Below are 16,208 nucleotides of genomic sequence, written 5' to 3' on the forward strand. Positions count from 1 at the left end.
AGTGATGCCCGTCAGCTAGCGGCGGCCTCGCTTTCGTCGGTCATTGCCACCGCCGCAGCAAAGGCGAGGGCGCCGGTGGCAACGATCAACGGATTGCGAACCACGAAGCGCAGCGCCGCGACGGCGAGCCTGGGCGCAAGTATCGGCGCCAGAGCCGCAACTGCCATCTTGGCCAGCGTTTCCGGCTCTTCCTGTTTGAGTGAGGCGACGAGGGGCTCGGCGGCGCGAGCGCCGGCGCGGCTGACGGTGCCGGCGGCCTTTCGCGCAGTGGAGGCGATCGACTGAAGCCTGGCGGGCGCCGCTTTCTTCGCGGCGCGGATGGTCTTACGGGGCGTGCGGGCGACGGGGCTGTGCTGGTTCATGGCGATCTCGCATTGCAGGGTAGCTCGTGCTTCTGACAACGCGAAGAGCGGGGCGCCGTTCCCCGCCAATGCGCTCAGATGATCGCTTCCCGGCAGTCGATTTCGGTGATGTTGCCTGGCGCCAGCCGATAGATCACGCCCTGCGGGACGGGCAGGGCGAGCATGTCTTCCTTGGGCAGGCCGCTGTGAAGGCCGCGCAGGACGCGCCCGGCCACGCCGTGCGACACAATGATCCGGGCGGGGGCGGGATGCGCCGCGACACGCGCGAGCGAGGCCGCAAGGCGTGCTTGGAAGGCGTCATAGCGCTCGCCGTCCGGCGTCTCGAAATACCAGCTGTGGGGATCGAGGCTGCTCCAGTGGCCGCTGGTCGCATCGTCGATTTCCCGGCCGGTCTTGCCGTCCCAGGAGCCGAGCGAGATTTCGGCGAGGCCCTCCTCGATGATCGGTGGCGTCTCGATCCCGGCTTCCTGCGCGATGAGCTGCGCCGTCTCGATCGTCCGACCGCGCGGGCTGGTGAAGAGGATCGCCTCCGCCGGATCGACGAGCGTCCGCAGCATCAGCCCCATCGCGCGCGCCTGCGCCGCGCCGAGGGCGGTCAGCGGCGAGTCCAGCCCGCCCTGAAAGCGCCGGGCGACATTATATTCGGTCTGGCCGTGACGGATCAGGTAGATCATGAAGCTGTCTGCTCGGTCGGACAGCGCATCAGCATGTGCGGGATGCGGATGCCGTTCTTCTCGTCATAACCCGCCTCGACGGGGCGAAAACCGAGTGATTGAAAGAAGCTCGTCGCGTTGAGTGTTGCGCGGACCCGATCGATCGGCATGCCTTCCTTGGCCGCTTCCCGCGCGCAGGCTTCGAAGAGAAATGTTCCAAGGCGGTGCGCCTGGGCGACCGGCGCGACGAAGGTCGAGAGGAGCTCGCCCTCGCGCCAGGAGGCATAGCCCGCCACGATCTCCGCCACTTCGACGACAGCGAAGCGCTCGCCGCGCTCGGAGGCCAGCCAATAGTCGAGCGGTGTGCGGCCCTCCAGCAGCGCCTCGATCTGCGACGGATTATAATGGCTCGTCAGGCATTCGCGCAGGCAGAGCGTGTGGATCTCTTGCAGCAGTTCGACATCGCTGCGGCGCATGCGGCGCACCAGTGCGTCCGGCCGTGGTCCATCTCGACGCCCCCGGTCGTCGATCTCCGTCATTGCCCCCACCATCTCGCCCCTCTCTCAGGGTCGGCGTGGATCCCCACCCATGCCGAAGCCGTGCGTCACCAATCGTCCTGCGCACGCTTGATGAGATAGCCGTGAATGTCCTTCGCCTGCGCTTCGGTCAAGGCGCCACCGAAGCTCGGCATGCCTTTTTCTGCACGGGCACCGGTGAGGACGATGTCAAGGAAGCTGTCGTGCGCCGCCTTGCTCATCTTGCGCAGGTCCTTGATGCCGCCGGTCGCGTCGTCGCCGTGGCAGCGGTTGCAGCTCTGCGCATAGAGCGCGGCACCGCGCGCGGCGACATCTGCGGGGATGCGGTCCGGCGGCAGATAGGCCTGCTCGACCTCCGCCTTCATCGGCGGCAGGGTCACGCCCTTGGCATCCAGCTTGAAGACTAGCAGCTTGGCCGTGGCAATGCGGAAGTCCTTGGGCAGGTTATAGGCGGGCGATCCGTTCCAGCTCGCATTGATCGCGATATATTGGACGCCGTCGATCATGTAGGTGATCGCGCCGGCATGGCCACCCTGGTCGACGTTCATTTCCCAGAGCTTCTTGCCCTTGTCGGCGCTGTAGATGGCGATCGACCGGTTGACAGTCGCCTGCACCAGGATGTTGCCCGCGGTCGTCAGCACGCCGCCCGCGCCGGGGAAGGGATAGGGCACGCGCCAGGCTTCCTTGCGGGTCGCCGGGTTCCAGGCGATGAGGTAGCTCTTCTCGGCCGCGACCGCCTCGGCCATCAGCTTCTTGCGCAGTTCGGGCTGGCTGACCGGATCCTGACCCGTATTGTTGCGGCCCTTGGTGTAATGATAGGCGCCATCCTCGGCACGGGCATAGATGGAGCCCTGCTCCTGCGCCGGCCAATAGAGCAGGCCGGTCTTGGGACTGTAGCTCATTGGCTGCCAGCTGTGCGCGGCCATCCAGCTCGGGCTCATCAGGTGCGGCGCCGTCGTGTTGTGCGCGCCGGGGGCGAGGACCGGGCGGCCGGTCTTCATGTCGATATGGCTCGCCCAGGTGTTGACCGAGACATAGCTGTCGCCCGAGATGAGCTTTCCGGTCTTGCGGTCGATCACGTAGATGAAGCCGTTCTTGGGCGCCTGCATCGCGACCTGCCGGAGCTTGCCGCCGATCTTGAGTTCGGCGAGCACGATCGGCTGGGTGCAGGTGAAGTCCCAGTCGTCCTCGGGCACCATCTGATAGTGCCACTTATACTTGCCGGTCGTGGCGTCGACCGCGACCATCGAGCAGAGGAACAGATTGTCGCCCTTGCCCTCGCTGCGGAAGTGCCACATGTGCGGGCTGCCGTTGCCGGTACCGATATAGACGGTGTTGAGCTTGGGATCATAGGCGAAGCTGTCCCAGGCGTTGCCGCCCGCGCCCGCGTCCCAGAACTTGCCGAACCAGGTCGGCTGGGCGATCTTCATCGCGCTGTCGGATGCCTCGCCGTCCGGGCCCTTCGACGGGTCGGTCGGCGTGATGTAGAATTTCCAGAGCTTCTTGCCGGTTTCCGCGTCCCAGGCGGTGACGAAGCCGCGCGAGCCATAGTCGGCGCCGCCATTGCCGATGATCACCTTGCCGTCATAGACGCGTGGCGCGCCGGTGATCGAATATTCATGGCCGGGCGGGAAGGTCTGCGTGGACCAGATCTCCTTGCCCGTGTCCTTGTCGAGCGCGATCAGGCGGCCGTCGAGCGTGGCGAGGATGATCTTGTTGCCCCAGGCGGCGATGCCGCGCGCCGAGGGGCCGCAGCAGGCGAGGCGAGCCCATTCCTTCCCGACCTTGGGATCGAAGGTCCACAGCTTCTTGCCGTTGGTCGCGTCATAGGCGGTGACGACGTTGAAGATGGTCTCGTTGTAGAGGACGCGGTCGACGACGAGCGGCGTCGCCTGCACCGAGCGATAGGTGTCGAGATCGTCATACCAGGCGAGGCCGAGGCGCTGGACGTTCTTGTCGTTGATCTGCGTCAGCGGGGAGTAACGCTGCTCGTCCCAGGTGCGGCTGTAGCTCGCCCATTGGCCCGGCTGATTGTCCGCGCCGACCATGCTGGCATGATCGATGCCGGCGGGCGTGGCATTCTGCGCCGTCGCTGTGAAACTGGAGGTGACGAAACCGCCGAGCGCGGCGAGCCCCGCGACCATGCCGAGCAGACCTTGTTTCATATCCTCTCCCCTTGGCGCCGCCCCGCGCGCTTCCCCCGCCGCGCGTAGACTTTCACAGCAGCGCTATGCCGCAGCGACGGGGCCATGCCAACGGGCTTTGGCTGGCCCGTCTGGCACTTTTCATTGACTGCGCTGGCAGCCGCGAGCGGGCGCACTCAGTCCGGCGTAGCGTCCAGATCGATGGGATCCATCACCGGCAGACCATAGGGCCGGGTGGCGTGAACCAGCTCGAGCCATTTCACCGGCTTCTCGATGATGGGCGCGCGCGGTTCGACGTCGCGCAGTTCCTCACCCCTACCGGTCACATAGATGACGGGAACGTCGCCCAGTTTGGAGCGGATCGCCTTGACCGCCTCCGGACCCGTTCCCTCGGCAAGCTCGACATCCGACGCGATGAGATCGGGCGGGTGGGTCATGGCCTCCCGGATTGCCTGTGCCTCCGTCGCCGCGATGGTGGTCGTGTCGGCGCCGAGTTCTTCCAGGAAAAACTGGAGATTCATGGCCAGAATCGCATCGTCTTCGATGATCAGGATATGCAAGCTCGCCTCCCCATCATCCCACGCGTTGAAAAACGAAAGAATCCGAGACTCGTTCCAGCTTCGGATAAATGCCGATTTTGCATGCGCGAAGTACAATTGACTTGGGTTCCCGAATTGGTTAACGCGTTCATCTGATCACGCAAGAAGGGAGGGCATTTGATGATGAATTCAATCTCGCATCCGCGCTGCTCCCGCCTTGGACTCGCGCGCACAGCCTGAGTCCCGCCGGCGCGGCGCTTTTCTGCCGCCTTTGTGATCACTTCCAATGAATAGGGGATGGCGCGCCTGCCGCGTGCCGACATCATCATGAGCCAGAACAACGCGCGGGACCGCACGGGGGCAATCCGTCTGGGTCTCGGTTTCACCTTCTGCCACTGGGCCCGCCACAAGGGCTGGGTCGCATTCATCGCCGCCTGTGTCACGGTGACGACGCTCACCGAGATGGTCGTGCCGCTGTTCGCGGGGCGGCTGACCGACGCGCTCCAGAAGGGTGTGGCCGGGCGGGAGGAAGCGCTCCACGCCTTTCTCGCCATGTGCGTGCTGACCCTCGGGCCGGTCATCTTCACCCGCGCCGCGATCTTCGGGATCATCGGGCTGACCCTGCGCGTCATGCAGGCGATCGGGCGCGAGGCGTTCCATCGCGTCCAGCGCCTGTCGACCGATTGGCATGCGAACAGCTTCGCCGGTTCGACCGTGCGCAAGATCACGCGCGGCATGTGGGCGCTCGACCTGCTCGACGACGTGCTGCTGCTCGGCCTGCTGCCGGCCATCATCGTGCTGAACGGCACGATGGTCCTGCTCGCCTGGCACTGGCCCGTGCTGGGCCTGGCCATGGCCCTGGGTTCGACTGCCTATATTGGACTGACCGTCTTCATGTCGGTCAAAGTGGTCTCGCCCGCTGCCTCCCTCTCCAACAAATGGGACACCGCGATGGGCGGTGTGCTCGCCGATTCCATCGGCTCCAACAGCGTGGTCAAGGGCTTCGGCGCCGAGGCGCGCGAGGACCAGCGCGTCGGCCAGGTGATCGGCAAATGGGCGCGGCGCACGCGGCGAACCTGGATCTTCGGGACGCTCGGCAACCTGATGCAGGTGAGCCTGCTCTGGGTCATCCGCGGCATCGTCACGGGCGGCGCGGTGTGGCTGTGGTGGCGCGGCGAGGCGAGCACGGGCGACGTGGTCTATGTGCTGACCACCTATCTGGTCATCCACGCCTATCTTCGCGACATCGGCCAGCAGGTCTCGCAGCTCCAGCGCTCGGTCAACGACATGGAGGAGCTGGTGCGCCTGCATGACGAGCCGCTCGGCATCGAGGATGCGCCTGATGCGCCGCCGATTGTCGTCGATGCCGGCGAGATTCGCTTCGATCATGTTCGCTTTCAATATGGCGGGCACAGGACGGCTCTGTACGACGATCTCGACGTCACGATCCCGGCCGGCCAGCGCGTCGGTCTGGTCGGGCGCTCGGGTTCGGGCAAGACAACCTTCGTCAAGCTGGTCCAGCGTCTCTACGACGTGACCGAGGGACGCGTGCTGATCGACGGGCAGGATGTGCGGACGGTCGCCCAGGCGAGCCTGCGCCGCAACATCGCGATCGTGGCGCAGGAGCCAATCCTGTTCCACCGCACACTGGCGGAGAATATCGCCTATGCGCGGCCGGAGGCGAGCATCGCCGAGATCGAGCGGGCGGCGGCGCTGGCCAATGCGCACGACTTCATCGAGCGGTTGCCGAAAGGTTATCGCACGCTGGTCGGCGAGCGCGGCGTCAAGCTCTCGGGCGGCGAGCGGCAGCGCGTGGCGCTGGCGCGGGCTTTCCTGGCGGACGCGCCGATCCTGATCCTGGACGAGGCGACTTCCAGCCTGGACTCGGAGTCCGAGGCGCTGATCCAGCAAGCCATCGGGCGGCTGATGGGTGGGCGCACGGCGATCGTCATCGCGCACCGGCTGTCCACGGTGCGGGCGCTCGACCGAATTCTCGTGTTCGAGACCGGCCGGATCGTCGAGGATGGGACGCATGACGCGCTGCTCGGCATCGAGGGCGGGCACTATCGGACGCTGTTCGAGCATCAGGCCGGGACGGCGGAGGAAGTGCTGGTGGAGTGAGCGGCGCGCTGTCTCCTTCCTCGTCGGAGGGGGTAGGGCAGCTTTTCTGAAATCCTGAAAAGATCGTGCGATCTTATCCCAGTTCTCCAGATGGAGCGATCCGCTTAGGCCGGGCGTCGCCCCCTCATGGAGATGACCAATGTCCGTCCAATTCGCCAATCCACCCGTTCGCACGACCGACACCGCGCTCGATCCGATCTTTCTCGAACGCTGGTCGCCGCGCGCCTTCGACGGATCGCCGATCTCGCAGGCGGACCTGCGCACCATCCTCGATGCGGCGCGCTGGGCGCCCTCGGCGTTCAACTATCAGCCCTGGCGTTTTCTCTATTCGCTGAACGGCGATGAGCATTGGGAGGAGTTCCTCTCGGCGCTCATTCCCTTCAACCAGGGTTGGGCGAAGAACGCCTCCGCACTGCTGTTCATCGCGTCGGACACGCGCAGTGCCGGTCCGGACGGTGTCGAGACGCCATTGCACAGCCACAGCTTCGACACCGGCGCCGCCTGGGCGCAACTTGCGCTGCAGAGCCACAAGCTCGGCTATCATACCCATGGCATGACAGGCATCGACTTCGATAGAGCGCGAGATGTGCTGGGCGTCCCCGAGCGCTTCCGCATCGAAGCGGCGATCGCGATCGGCCGCATCGCGCCGCCATCGGTCCTTCCCGAGGGGCTGCGTGGCGGCGAAGTACCGAGTGGCCGCAAGCCGCTGGAGGAGATCGCCTTTCCCGGGAAATTCATCGCTTGATCCAGCGACCCTCCCGCGCGCGGGAGGGTTTGGTCAGTCAGGCCACGCTGCGCTGTTGCAGCGATTCCACGGCGTCGTATTGCCGCACCTCACCGTCGCTGCGCTTGCTGGCATAGAGGGCTTCGTCGGCAAGGCCGAGGAGATGTTCCAGATCCTCGTCGCGTCCGTCGGCTACGACGAAGCCGAGACCCGTAGAGATGCGGATCGTCCGCGTACCAATTCTGAATGGCCGGGCGATGGCGGCGGAGAGACGGTCCGCCAGCATGCGTGCCTCGTCCGCATCCTCGATGCCATATTGAATGACGGCGAACTCGTCGCCGCCGAGCCGTGCCGCCATGTCCGTCTCGCGGATCGTGTTGGCGACGCGTTTGCCGACCATGATCAGCAGCGCATCGCCGACCGGATGGCCATAGCTGTCATTGACCGGCTTGAAGCCGTTGAGGTCGATATAATGGACGGCGATCAATCCCTTGTCGACGCCGGCCGCGATGCGCTCCTCGAACCATTCGCGCAGGGCGATGCGATTGGGCATCGCGGTCAGTGCGTCCTTGCGCGCGAGATTGGCGAAAGCGAGGCGCAGGCTGATGTCCTTGATCGATCGTTCTTTCCGCGCCCGCAGGCTCTGCGTTCCTCCGGCAAGGAGCGCGGCGACCAGTGCAGTCATCACCCAGTAGATTGGATCGCGGGAACCGAGAGCGACGGTGATGGCCGGGATCGTCGAGATCAGCATAGCCGGAACCGCGATCCACAGCCGCGATCCCATGCCCACGGCCACGCCGGCGCAATAGCCGATGAGCAGCGCCATGGTCAGCATATGGACATCAGCAGCCGGAAGCATGAAGGCGCGCAGGCCGAACAGGCCAAGGATGGTCGCGAAGCTGAGATAGGGAATGGCGAAGCGCCGCTCCAGTCGCTTAGCCTTAGAAAGCGAGAGCCTGGAGTCGGAAGCGGCCGGAGCCAGCCGCCATGCGACGACGAGGCGCGCGCTCGATGCGATCATGCCGAGGACCACCAGGACGGCCATCGACCCGTCCCACTGCCGCATCAGCATGACGATGCCCGCCGCCGTGAAGCCGACCGACATGATGGCCGACGGCAGGAAAGCAAGAAAGAGGCTGCGAATCAGCTCGATCTCGACCGCCTCGGGCTGGTGTCGGTGGGAGGGGAGGCGGCTTTTCACGGCGGGCTACTCTGCGGACTGGAATTATCTGGGCGTTGCGGAGGTGCCGCGGCACCGACGTCTGGTTTCGGTCGCCTCTTCTAGACAATTGAGGTGTATCAATCTTTAAGGATGGCCAAGAATTCGACAGATCGCTGCGGATAAGTTGCTCTATTCCGTAACGAAAAGGGGCGCTCCGATTGTCGGAGCGCCCCGCGTTCGGCGGCTTGGGAGGGAGGGGCCAGCCGCCGGTGAGTGTTTGCGCCTCAGGCTGCGTCGACCAGCACGACCTCGCTATCCTCCAGCGCGGTCACCCGCAGCGTCTCGAGATCGGCGATCGCGGCCCCGTCGCGCGCATTGACCCGCACGCCCTCGATCTCGACGGCGCCAGTCGCGGGCACCAGATAGCCCTTGCGGTCCTTGCCGAGCGGATAGTCGATTGTCTCGCCGGCCTTGATCGTCGCGCCGACGACGCGGGCATTGGTGCGGATCGGCAGCGCGTCATTGTCATTGTCGTAGCCACTGGCGAGGACCACGAACTGACCGGCGCGCGCATCCTTGGGGAAGGGGCGGGCGCCCCAGCTCGGCTGCTCGCCCTCGCGGGTCGGGATGATCCAGATCTGGAAGATTTGCGTCACCTCGTCCTCCAGATTATATTCCGAGTGACGCACACCTGTGCCCGCCGACATGACCTGGACGTCGCCCGCTTCGGTGCGGCCTTCGTTGCCAAGGTTGTCCTTGTGCGTGATCGCGCCCTTTCGGACATAGGTGATGATCTCCATGTCGCGGTGGGGATGCGGCGGGAAACCTGTGCCGGGCGCGATCGTGTCGTCGTTCCAGACGCGCAGATTGCCCCAGTGGACACGCTTCTCATCATGGTAATTGGCGAAGGAGAAGTGATGCTTGGCGTCCAGCCAGCCGTGATTCTCGCCGCCGAGGCTCTCGAAGGGGCGCAGTTCGATCATTGTCAGTCTCCTAGATCCCATATGGGTGTGATTGCGTGACACCCAGATAGGGCGGCTTGCCTTTCCTGTTTAGAGGGATAAAATCCGATCAACTTTTCAGGAAAATGGAAATGTCTAACCCCGGTACGCCGACCTTCGACCAGTTGCGCATCTTTCTCGCCGTCGTGGAAACCGGCAGTTTCGCGAGCGCAGGACGCAAACTCAATCGCGCCGTCTCGGTGATCAGCTACGGCATCGCGAACCTGGAAGCCCAGCTCGGCCTGCTCCTGTTCGAGCGCGAGGGGACCAAGAAGCCAAGGCTGACATCGGCCGGGGAGGCTGTGCTTGCCGAGGCGCGGACGGTCGCGGTCGGCCTCGATGGCCTGCGCGCCAAGGTGAAGGGCCTGCTTGATGGCCTCGAGGCCGAGGTCAGCCTCGTCGTCGACGTCATGCTGCCGGCCGATCGGCTGGCGGTCGTGCTACGCGCCTTTCAGGCGCAGTTCCCGACCGTGGCGCTGCGCCTCCACGTCGAGGGGCTGGGGGCGGTCGCCGCGCTGGTCATGGATGGGCGGGCCGATCTCGGTATCGCCGGGCCGGTCGCAGCGCAGATCGAGGGACTGGAGCGCTGCACGGCGGGATCGGTCGCGCTGGTGCCGGTCGCCGCGCCCGATCATCCGCTGGCGCGCGCCGAGCGGCTGCTGCCCGGCGCCGCGCGCGAGCATATCCAGCTCGTGCTGACCGACCGATCGCCCCTGACGGCGGGCCGCGACTTCGCCGTCAACAGTCCGCACACCTGGCGCCTGTCCGATCTCGGCGCCAAGCATGCGCTGCTGCGCGAGGGGATCGGCTGGGGTAACATGCCGCTGCCGATGATCGAGGCCGATCTCGTGGCGGGCACACTGGTCCGTCTCGCCATGCCGGATCAGCCGGGTGGGCGCTATCGCTTCTCCGCGATCCACCGGCCCGATGCACCGCCGGGGCCGGCCGCCGGGTGGCTGATGAAGCGGTTCGTCGATCTGGGGAATGCCGATGACGGGGGCCAGTTGGCGGATGTGTGAGGCCCGCCATGCGATGCGCTGGCAATTCAAATGCGGGGGCACCAAACGGAGCTACGCCTCGATTCCCTCAAGCGCTTCATTTGCCTCAAGCCAGTCGGCTTCCGCCAGCTCGATCTGTTTCTCGATCTCGGCGCGGCGCTTCATAAGATCAGTCATGCTGAGTTTCGCCAGATCCGACGTGGCAGATGTGGGATCGAACATTGCCTTGTCGATCGTGGATCGCTGGGCGCTGAGGGTCGCGATCGCGGTTTCGGCCTTCTTTGCCTTGTTGCGCACGGCATTATATTTCTCGCGCGCTTCGGCGGCGGCCTTGCGGCGATCCTGCTTGCTGATCTTCGGGGCACCGTTGCCGGCCTTCTCGCCACGGTCGCCGGCGAGCACGAAGGCGATATAGTCGTCGATCGAGCCGTCGAATTCCCTCGCGGCACCGCTATCGACGAGCACCAAGCGATCGGCGGTCATCTCCAGCATGTGCCGGTCATGGCTGACGATCACCACCGCGCCGCTATAGGCGTTGAGCGCCTGGATCAGCGCCTCGCGCGCATCGACGTCGAGATGGTTGGTCGGCTCGTCGAGGATCAGCATGTGCGGCGCGTCGCGGGTGATCAGCGCCAGCGCGAGGCGGGCGCGCTCGCCACCGGAGAGCTTGCCGACCTGCGTCGTCGCCTTGTCGCCGGAAAAGCCGAAGCGGCCGAGCTGCGCGCGCACCGCGCCCTGGCTCGCGCCTTTCATCGTCGAGGTCATGTGCTGCAGCGGCGTCTCGGTGCGGTCCAGCTCCTCGACCTGGTACTGCGTGAAATAGCCGACGCGCATCTTGCCCGAGGCGTTCATTGCGCCGTCCATCGGCTTGAGCTGCGCGCAGAGCAGGCGGGCGAGCGTGGTCTTGCCGTTGCCGTTGCGGCCGAGCAGCGCGATGCGATCGTCCGGATCGAGCCGCAGGTTGAGCCGGCTGAGGATGGGCGTGCCGTTATAGCCGACCGAGGCCATGTCGAGCGTGATCAGGGGCGGGCGCAGTTCGTCCGGCTTGGGGAAATCGAAGCTCAGCGACGGATCGTCGATCAGCTCGGCGATCGGCTGCATGCGCGCGAGCGCCTTGGCGCGCGATTGCGCCTGCTTGGCGGTGGAGGCACGGGCGGAGTTGCGCGCGACATAGTCCTGCAGCTTCTCGCGCTCGGCCTGTTGCTTGGCGCGGGCGGCGGCGAGCTGGGCCTGCCGCTCGGCGCGCTGGCGCTCAAAGGCGTCGTAGCCGCCGGGATAAAGCGTCAGCTTCCCGCGCTCGAGGTGCAGGATATAATCCACGACATTGTTGAGGAAATCGCGCTCGTGGCTGACCAGCAGAATCGTCGCGGGATAGGATTTGAGGAAATCCTCCAGCCACATCACCGCTTCGAGGTCGAGATGGTTCGAGGGCTCGTCGAGCAGCAGCAGGTCAGGCTCGGAGAAGAGCAGTGAGGCGAGCGCCACGCGCATGCGCCAGCCGCCCGAGAAGCTCTCCAGCGGCCGGTGCTGCATGTCCTCGTCGAAGCCGAGGCCGACGAGAATGCGCGCCGCGCGCGATGGGGCCGAGTGCGCGTCGATCGCGATCAGCCGCTCGTGGATTTCCGCTATGCGGTGCAGGTCGTCATGTTCGGCTTCGCTCTCGGCCATCAGCGCCGCGCGCTCAGTGTCGGCGGCGAGTACCGTCTCGAAAGGGGTCGCGTCGCCGCCGGGCGCTTCCTGCGCGATATAGCCCAGGCGCGCGCCGCGCGGCATGTCGATCGCTCCGCTGTCCGGCTCCAGCATGCCGGCAACGACGCGCACCAGCGTCGATTTGCCCGCGCCGTTCCGCCCGATCAGGCCGATGCGCCCGCGTGGCGGCAATTGCGCCGTCGCACCGTCCAGGATGACGCGCCCGCCAAGGCGCACCGTGATGTCGTTCACATTGAGCATCGGGTGCCTGTGGATGTGGGGGAGACTGCGGGGGCTGACCCCTAGGGGATCGTTTTCCGTTATGCAAGAAACGGAATTTTAACGCCCCCATGCCTCGCTGCGCGACGGCCTTGATGGACGACGCGACGGCAAGAAACTCGGTCATGTCCATGAAGCGCCCCGCCGCGGGGCCTGGTGGTGAGCCCAGCTGGATTCGAACCAGCGACCTACTGATTAAAAGTCAGTTGCTCTACCGACTGAGCTATGGGCCCCCGAGAGGTGCGGTTGGCGGACCCCTAAAGAGAGCGGGCTGCGGGGTCAACCGGCTTGGGCCGTGCGAGACGGGCGGCGAGCTGGCGGACGGTCAGGCCGGAGACCGGATCGCGCCAGGCCGGTGCGACGGCCGCGAGCGGCCCGAGGACGAAACTGCGCGTGCGCAAAAACGGGTGTGGCACGATGAGCCGTTTGTGACGCATCCGACCGCCCGACCAGAGCAGCAGATCGAGATCCAGCGAACGCGCGCCCCAGCGGCGGTAGCGCCTGCGGCCGAACAGCGCTTCGATTGTCTGGAGCGCGTCGAGCATGGCCAGCGGCGGCAGGGCGGTCTTCACCAGCGCGACGGCGTTGGCATAGGTCCGCTGCGAGGGGCCGATCGGCCGGCTGGCGATGATCGGCGAGCGCGCGATGCAGCGCAGCGGCTTGCGGTCCAGCGCGATCGTGGCGGCGTGGACGATCCGGCGCGGGCCCATGTTTCCCGCCAGTGGCCGGTTCGAGCCGATGCCGATCGCATAGAGATGCTTCGCGGACTTTGCGGGCTGTTTCTTCGATCCCGCTTTTCTTGCCTTTGCCATGTCGCGCGGCCTATCGCGCCGGCATGGACCTGACCAGCCCTATCGCGAGTCCCGTGCCCGATGCGGAGCCGGACCGGGATTGTTCGCTGTGCCCGCGCCTGGTTGCCCTGCGGAGGGAGTGCCGCCTCGAGCATCCTGACTGGTGGAACGGCCCGGTCCGTGCGTTCGGCGATCCGGCGGCGCGCATCGTCATCGTCGGGCTGGCGCCGGGCAGGCAGGGCGCCAACCGGACGGGGCGGCCCTTCACCGGCGATTATGCGGGCGACCTGCTGTTCGCGACGCTCGCCAAATTCGGCCTCACGCGGGGTGTCTATGATGCGCGGATCGACGATGGGCTGGCACTGGTCGACTGCGCGATCCTGAACGCGGTCAATGCCTGCCGCCGCAAAACAAGCCCTTGCCGGCCGAAATTCATAACTGCCGTTCTTTCCTGCAGGCCGGCATCGATGCCTTGTCTCACGCGCATATCTTCATCGCGCTGGGGCAGGTCGCCCATCAGTCGGCGGTGAGGGTGCTGGGCGGGCGGGCGACCCGCGCGCGCTTCGCCCATCTCGCCGAGCATGATTTGCCGAGCGGGCGGCGACTCATCGATAGCTATCATTGCTCGCGCTATAATACGAACACGGGCAGGCTGACCGTGCCGATGTTCGAAGCGGTGTTCGCCCGCGCGGTCGCCCTGCGGGATGGCATGGCCTGAGCGACGCGCCGCTATCTGTCGCAGTGCCTTTGTACGAAAGCGACCTTTTCGCTATGCCGTCCCCATAACAGGGGGCGCGTCATGTCCATCCAGCTCGACTATGCGGTGCCGGGGCCGGCACTTTCGGACTATGTCACGCTGTTTTACTGGTTTCGCGCGGACATCCCCTATTTCGAGGATGTCGAGCGCGCCGATCATGCGCAAATCCGCTTCCGGCTGACTTCCGGCGGCGCCACCTATCGCTTCGTGGATGGCAATGATCAGTCGGTGTCCGACGCGCATCTCGTCGGCCCGACGACGGGTGCCTTCCGGGCGCAGGCGGCAGGCCCGGTGCATGTCTTCGGGGCGGGGCTTACGCCGGCGGGCTGGGCGGCGATCGTGGGCGGCGATGCTTCGACGATGATTAACCGCGCCCTCGATCTGTCCGATCTGTTCGGCCAGGCGGCTGCCGACGAGGCGATCCGGCAGATCGATGCGGCGCCCGATCTGGCGGCAAAGGCGGCCCGCTGCGAGGCGATCCTCGGCCGGCTGATGCGTTCGCGGCGCGACCGGCTGCTGGGCTTCGTGCGCCAGGTCGATGGCTGGCTTTGCGCCGATAGCTCACCGGCCGTCGAGATGCTGGTGCGGGCGACGGGCTTGTCCCGTCGGCAGGTCGAGCGCAAGTGCCGGGCGCTCTACGGCGCGCCGCCCAAGCTGCTCGCGCGCAAGTACCGCGCGCTGCGCGCCGCGGTCGCCTTGCTTGCGGAGGGCGTGTCGATTGACGAGGCGATCGGCATGGGCTTCTACGACCAGCCGCACATGAACCGCGAGATCAAACAGTTCACCGGCTATACCCCCGGCCAGATGCGCAGCGAGCCCGGTCTCCTGGCGCAACTCACAATCGCGCAGCGCTATGCGCTTGGTGGACAGGTGCATCCGATCATCAGCGATACGTGAGGCGAGGGTTTCACCTTATCAAGAAACAAATAATTTCAAGAATCAGGATAGATATTCAAAAATTTTTGGCAGTACGGCGGATCGATAATCGGGATTGATATGGCGGTTAGAGCTTTGTTGCTGTTTAATTCATTTTTATTGAATCCAGCTGCCTAGGCGGCGTGGACAAATTCCGGGCCTGAACTGCGAGCGAGCATCAGAAGCCATGGATAGTTCCGTCGACCACGACGCTTAGAATTATATAGAGGAAGAGGAGCAGTAGTCCCGTGTAGAGGCTGCCCGTAAGCCAAAACCACCGTGGGGAAGCGTCACGTATTTCTGATCGGCCATACGCGGACGGCAGCATCCGGCCAGTTGCAAGGCTCACGTAGAGCAACCACCCGACAATCTGCGGGATGAACAGAAAAGCGGTGCCACCAACCAATGCCCGCCAGTCTTTGGATGCCCAGCCGATGATTAGCCAAGGGATTGCGGCAACAGCACACATCCCCACCATCAGGGGCAAGCGCTGCCTCGTTTTCCAGTCCCACTAAATCATGGCGATGGTATCGCATTCCGATCAAATGACCGCAATGCTGCCTGACCGGCATGGCATTTCATTGATTGACGCCGGGCGGAAGGATTGATTCAAGGCTGCCTTTTGAAGGCAGGCTTGAGCAGGGGTGACCTGAGCGAAGCGGAATGGCGGGTTTTGAAAGGCTTGCTGCCCGTCAAGCCTGAAAACCGTGGGCGTGGCCGACGCCCTGAGCAGAACCGCTCCATTATCAACGGCATCCTCTGGCGGCTTCGCTGTGGTGCACCTTGGCGTGACGTTCCGCCTAAATATGGTAGTTGGGACACCATCTATCGCCGGTTCCGGCGATGGAGCGAAGCCGGAGTCTGGGAGACCGTTGCCGTGACGCTCGCCGAAGTCATGGCAGACAGCGGCCACTACAGCATCGACAGCACCACAGTCCGCGCCCACATCTCGGCAGCGGGCGGAAAAGGGGACTCATCGACGCGCTCTTGGCCGCTCGCGGGGCGGGTTCACCAGTAAGCTTCACTGCCTGGTTGATGCCCTCGGACGACCGCTCGCCTTCCATCTGACGGTCGGCGAGGCGGCAGACTCAAGGCCTATGACGCCCCGATCGGCCTGCCTGAGCGCACGCCGGACGCTCTACTTGCCGACAAGGGCTACGATGCCGACGCAATCCGCGCGGACCTCGCCGAACGGAAGATCGAAGCGGTCATTCCCGGCAGGTCAAACCGCCGCGTGAAGATCGAGCATGACCGGACGCTCTACAAGCAGCGGAACCACATCGAGCGCATGTTCGGCCACCTCAAGATCAACCGGGCAATCGCCACCCGCTATGACCAACTGGCCAACAGCTTCCTCGGATGGTTCACCTCGCCACCGCCAGATACTGGCTCAAATTTGTCCACGCCGCCTAGGCCGGATCGACATTCAGCGAAGCCAGATCATGGCGGCAGCGAGGTGGATGAAGCCGGCGAAATGGATAGTGCGCCGATCGTAGCGCGTGGCGAAGCGGCGGAAATGCTTGAGGCGACCGAAGCA

General features: G+C 65.2%; 13 protein-coding genes, 1 tRNA gene and 2 pseudogenes. 6 read left to right on the forward strand and 10 right to left on the reverse strand.

The window, feature by feature from the left end:
- Positions 1-11: 11 nt before the first annotated feature.
- From KK488_RS11075 to KK488_RS11095, 5 genes are all read right to left on the reverse strand, one after another.
- Positions 12-362 carry a hypothetical protein gene (locus KK488_RS11075; RefSeq protein ID WP_214623446.1) on the reverse strand — a complete coding sequence of 117 codons (351 nt, stop codon included), beginning with the start codon at positions 360-362 and terminating at the stop codon, positions 12-14.
- 74 nt (positions 363-436) lie between these two features.
- Entirely contained in the window at positions 437-1,036 is a 600-nt protein-coding gene (locus KK488_RS11080; protein WP_214623447.1) for a histidine phosphatase family protein, read from the reverse strand.
- Positions 1,033-1,554, reverse strand: coding sequence for a GNAT family N-acetyltransferase (locus KK488_RS11085; protein ID WP_214623449.1), 522 nt, complete (start codon positions 1,552-1,554; stop codon positions 1,033-1,035). Before KK488_RS11085 ends, KK488_RS11080 begins: the two co-directional genes overlap by 4 nt.
- Positions 1,555-1,619: 65 nt before the next feature.
- A complete protein-coding gene (locus KK488_RS11090) occupies positions 1,620-3,716 on the reverse strand; it encodes a PQQ-dependent dehydrogenase, methanol/ethanol family (protein WP_214623451.1) in 2,097 nt (698 codons plus the stop codon).
- A gap of 155 nt (positions 3,717-3,871) precedes the next feature.
- Positions 3,872-4,255, reverse strand: coding sequence for a response regulator (locus tag KK488_RS11095; RefSeq protein ID WP_214623453.1), 384 nt, complete (start codon positions 4,253-4,255; stop codon positions 3,872-3,874).
- Positions 4,256-4,531: 276 nt separating this feature from the next.
- Here KK488_RS11095 and KK488_RS11100 point away from each other — a divergent pair, with 276 nt between their 5' ends.
- Positions 4,532-6,355, forward strand: coding sequence for an ABC transporter ATP-binding protein (locus KK488_RS11100; RefSeq protein ID WP_250890268.1), 1,824 nt, complete (start codon positions 4,532-4,534; stop codon positions 6,353-6,355).
- A gap of 139 nt (positions 6,356-6,494) precedes the next feature.
- The gene (locus tag KK488_RS11105) at positions 6,495-7,100 is read left to right on the forward strand and encodes a nitroreductase family protein (RefSeq protein WP_214623455.1); all 606 of its coding nucleotides are present in this window, start codon (positions 6,495-6,497) and stop codon (positions 7,098-7,100) included.
- A 37-nt stretch (positions 7,101-7,137) separates the two neighbouring features.
- On the opposite strand, the gene KK488_RS21680 is transcribed toward KK488_RS11105, so the two are convergent.
- On the reverse strand, positions 7,138-8,280 hold the full coding sequence (locus tag KK488_RS21680; protein WP_214623457.1) for a diguanylate cyclase domain-containing protein: 1,143 nt from the start codon (positions 8,278-8,280) through the stop codon (positions 7,138-7,140).
- 245 nt (positions 8,281-8,525) lie between these two features.
- Positions 8,526-9,224, reverse strand: a complete 699-nt coding sequence (locus KK488_RS11115) for a pirin family protein (RefSeq protein WP_214623459.1) — start codon at positions 9,222-9,224, stop codon at positions 8,526-8,528.
- A gap of 110 nt (positions 9,225-9,334) precedes the next feature.
- Between KK488_RS11115 and KK488_RS11120 the strand changes: the two genes are divergently transcribed.
- Positions 9,335-10,261: a LysR family transcriptional regulator gene (locus KK488_RS11120; RefSeq protein ID WP_214623461.1), complete on the forward strand. Its 927-nt coding sequence runs from the start codon at positions 9,335-9,337 to the stop codon at positions 10,259-10,261.
- A gap of 51 nt (positions 10,262-10,312) precedes the next feature.
- On the opposite strand, the gene KK488_RS11125 is transcribed toward KK488_RS11120, so the two are convergent.
- From KK488_RS11125 to folK, 3 genes are all read right to left on the reverse strand, one after another.
- Positions 10,313-12,190: an ABC-F family ATP-binding cassette domain-containing protein gene (locus KK488_RS11125; protein ID WP_214623463.1), complete on the reverse strand. Its 1,878-nt coding sequence runs from the start codon at positions 12,188-12,190 to the stop codon at positions 10,313-10,315.
- Positions 12,191-12,365: 175 nt separating this feature from the next.
- Positions 12,366-12,441 (reverse strand) — tRNA-Lys (locus KK488_RS11130).
- Between the two features lie 24 nt (positions 12,442-12,465).
- Positions 12,466-13,020: a 2-amino-4-hydroxy-6-hydroxymethyldihydropteridine diphosphokinase gene (gene folK / locus KK488_RS11135; protein ID WP_214623465.1), complete on the reverse strand. Its 555-nt coding sequence runs from the start codon at positions 13,018-13,020 to the stop codon at positions 12,466-12,468.
- A 23-nt stretch (positions 13,021-13,043) separates the two neighbouring features.
- Between folK and KK488_RS11140 the strand changes: the two are divergent.
- The 3 genes and pseudogenes from KK488_RS11140 (at position 13,044) to KK488_RS11150 (ending at position 16,084) form a co-directional block, all read left to right on the forward strand.
- Positions 13,044-13,717: pseudogene (locus KK488_RS11140) on the forward strand (uracil-DNA glycosylase).
- An 81-nt stretch (positions 13,718-13,798) separates the two neighbouring features.
- Entirely contained in the window at positions 13,799-14,653 is an 855-nt protein-coding gene (locus KK488_RS11145; RefSeq protein WP_214623467.1) for an AraC family transcriptional regulator, read from the forward strand.
- Between the two features lie 652 nt (positions 14,654-15,305).
- Positions 15,306-16,084, forward strand: a pseudogene (locus KK488_RS11150) (IS5 family transposase).
- The last annotated feature ends 124 nt before the right edge of the window (positions 16,085-16,208 follow it).

The sequence above is a fragment of the Sphingobium nicotianae genome, from assembly GCF_018603885.1.
Lineage (GTDB): Bacteria > Pseudomonadota > Alphaproteobacteria > Sphingomonadales > Sphingomonadaceae > Sphingobium > Sphingobium nicotianae.

Coding starts and splice junctions, on each gene's coding strand:
- KK488_RS11075 (WP_214623446.1), bottom strand. CDS start 362: ATGAACCAGCACAGCCCCGTCGCCCGCACGCCCCGTAAGACCATCCGC.
- KK488_RS11080 (WP_214623447.1), bottom strand. CDS start 1,036: ATGATCTACCTGATCCGTCACGGCCAGACCGAATATAATGTCGCCCGG.
- KK488_RS11085 (WP_214623449.1), bottom strand. CDS start 1,554: ATGACGGAGATCGACGACCGGGGGCGTCGAGATGGACCACGGCCGGAC.
- KK488_RS11090 (WP_214623451.1), bottom strand. CDS start 3,716: ATGAAACAAGGTCTGCTCGGCATGGTCGCGGGGCTCGCCGCGCTCGGC.
- KK488_RS11100 (WP_250890268.1), top strand. CDS start 4,532: ATGGCGCGCCTGCCGCGTGCCGACATCATCATGAGCCAGAACAACGCG.
- KK488_RS11105 (WP_214623455.1), top strand. CDS start 6,495: ATGTCCGTCCAATTCGCCAATCCACCCGTTCGCACGACCGACACCGCG.
- KK488_RS11115 (WP_214623459.1), bottom strand. CDS start 9,224: ATGATCGAACTGCGCCCCTTCGAGAGCCTCGGCGGCGAGAATCACGGC.
- KK488_RS11120 (WP_214623461.1), top strand. CDS start 9,335: ATGTCTAACCCCGGTACGCCGACCTTCGACCAGTTGCGCATCTTTCTC.
- KK488_RS11125 (WP_214623463.1), bottom strand. CDS start 12,190: ATGCTCAATGTGAACGACATCACGGTGCGCCTTGGCGGGCGCGTCATC.
- folK (WP_214623465.1), bottom strand. CDS start 13,020: ATGGCAAAGGCAAGAAAAGCGGGATCGAAGAAACAGCCCGCAAAGTCC.
- KK488_RS11145 (WP_214623467.1), top strand. CDS start 13,799: ATGTCCATCCAGCTCGACTATGCGGTGCCGGGGCCGGCACTTTCGGAC.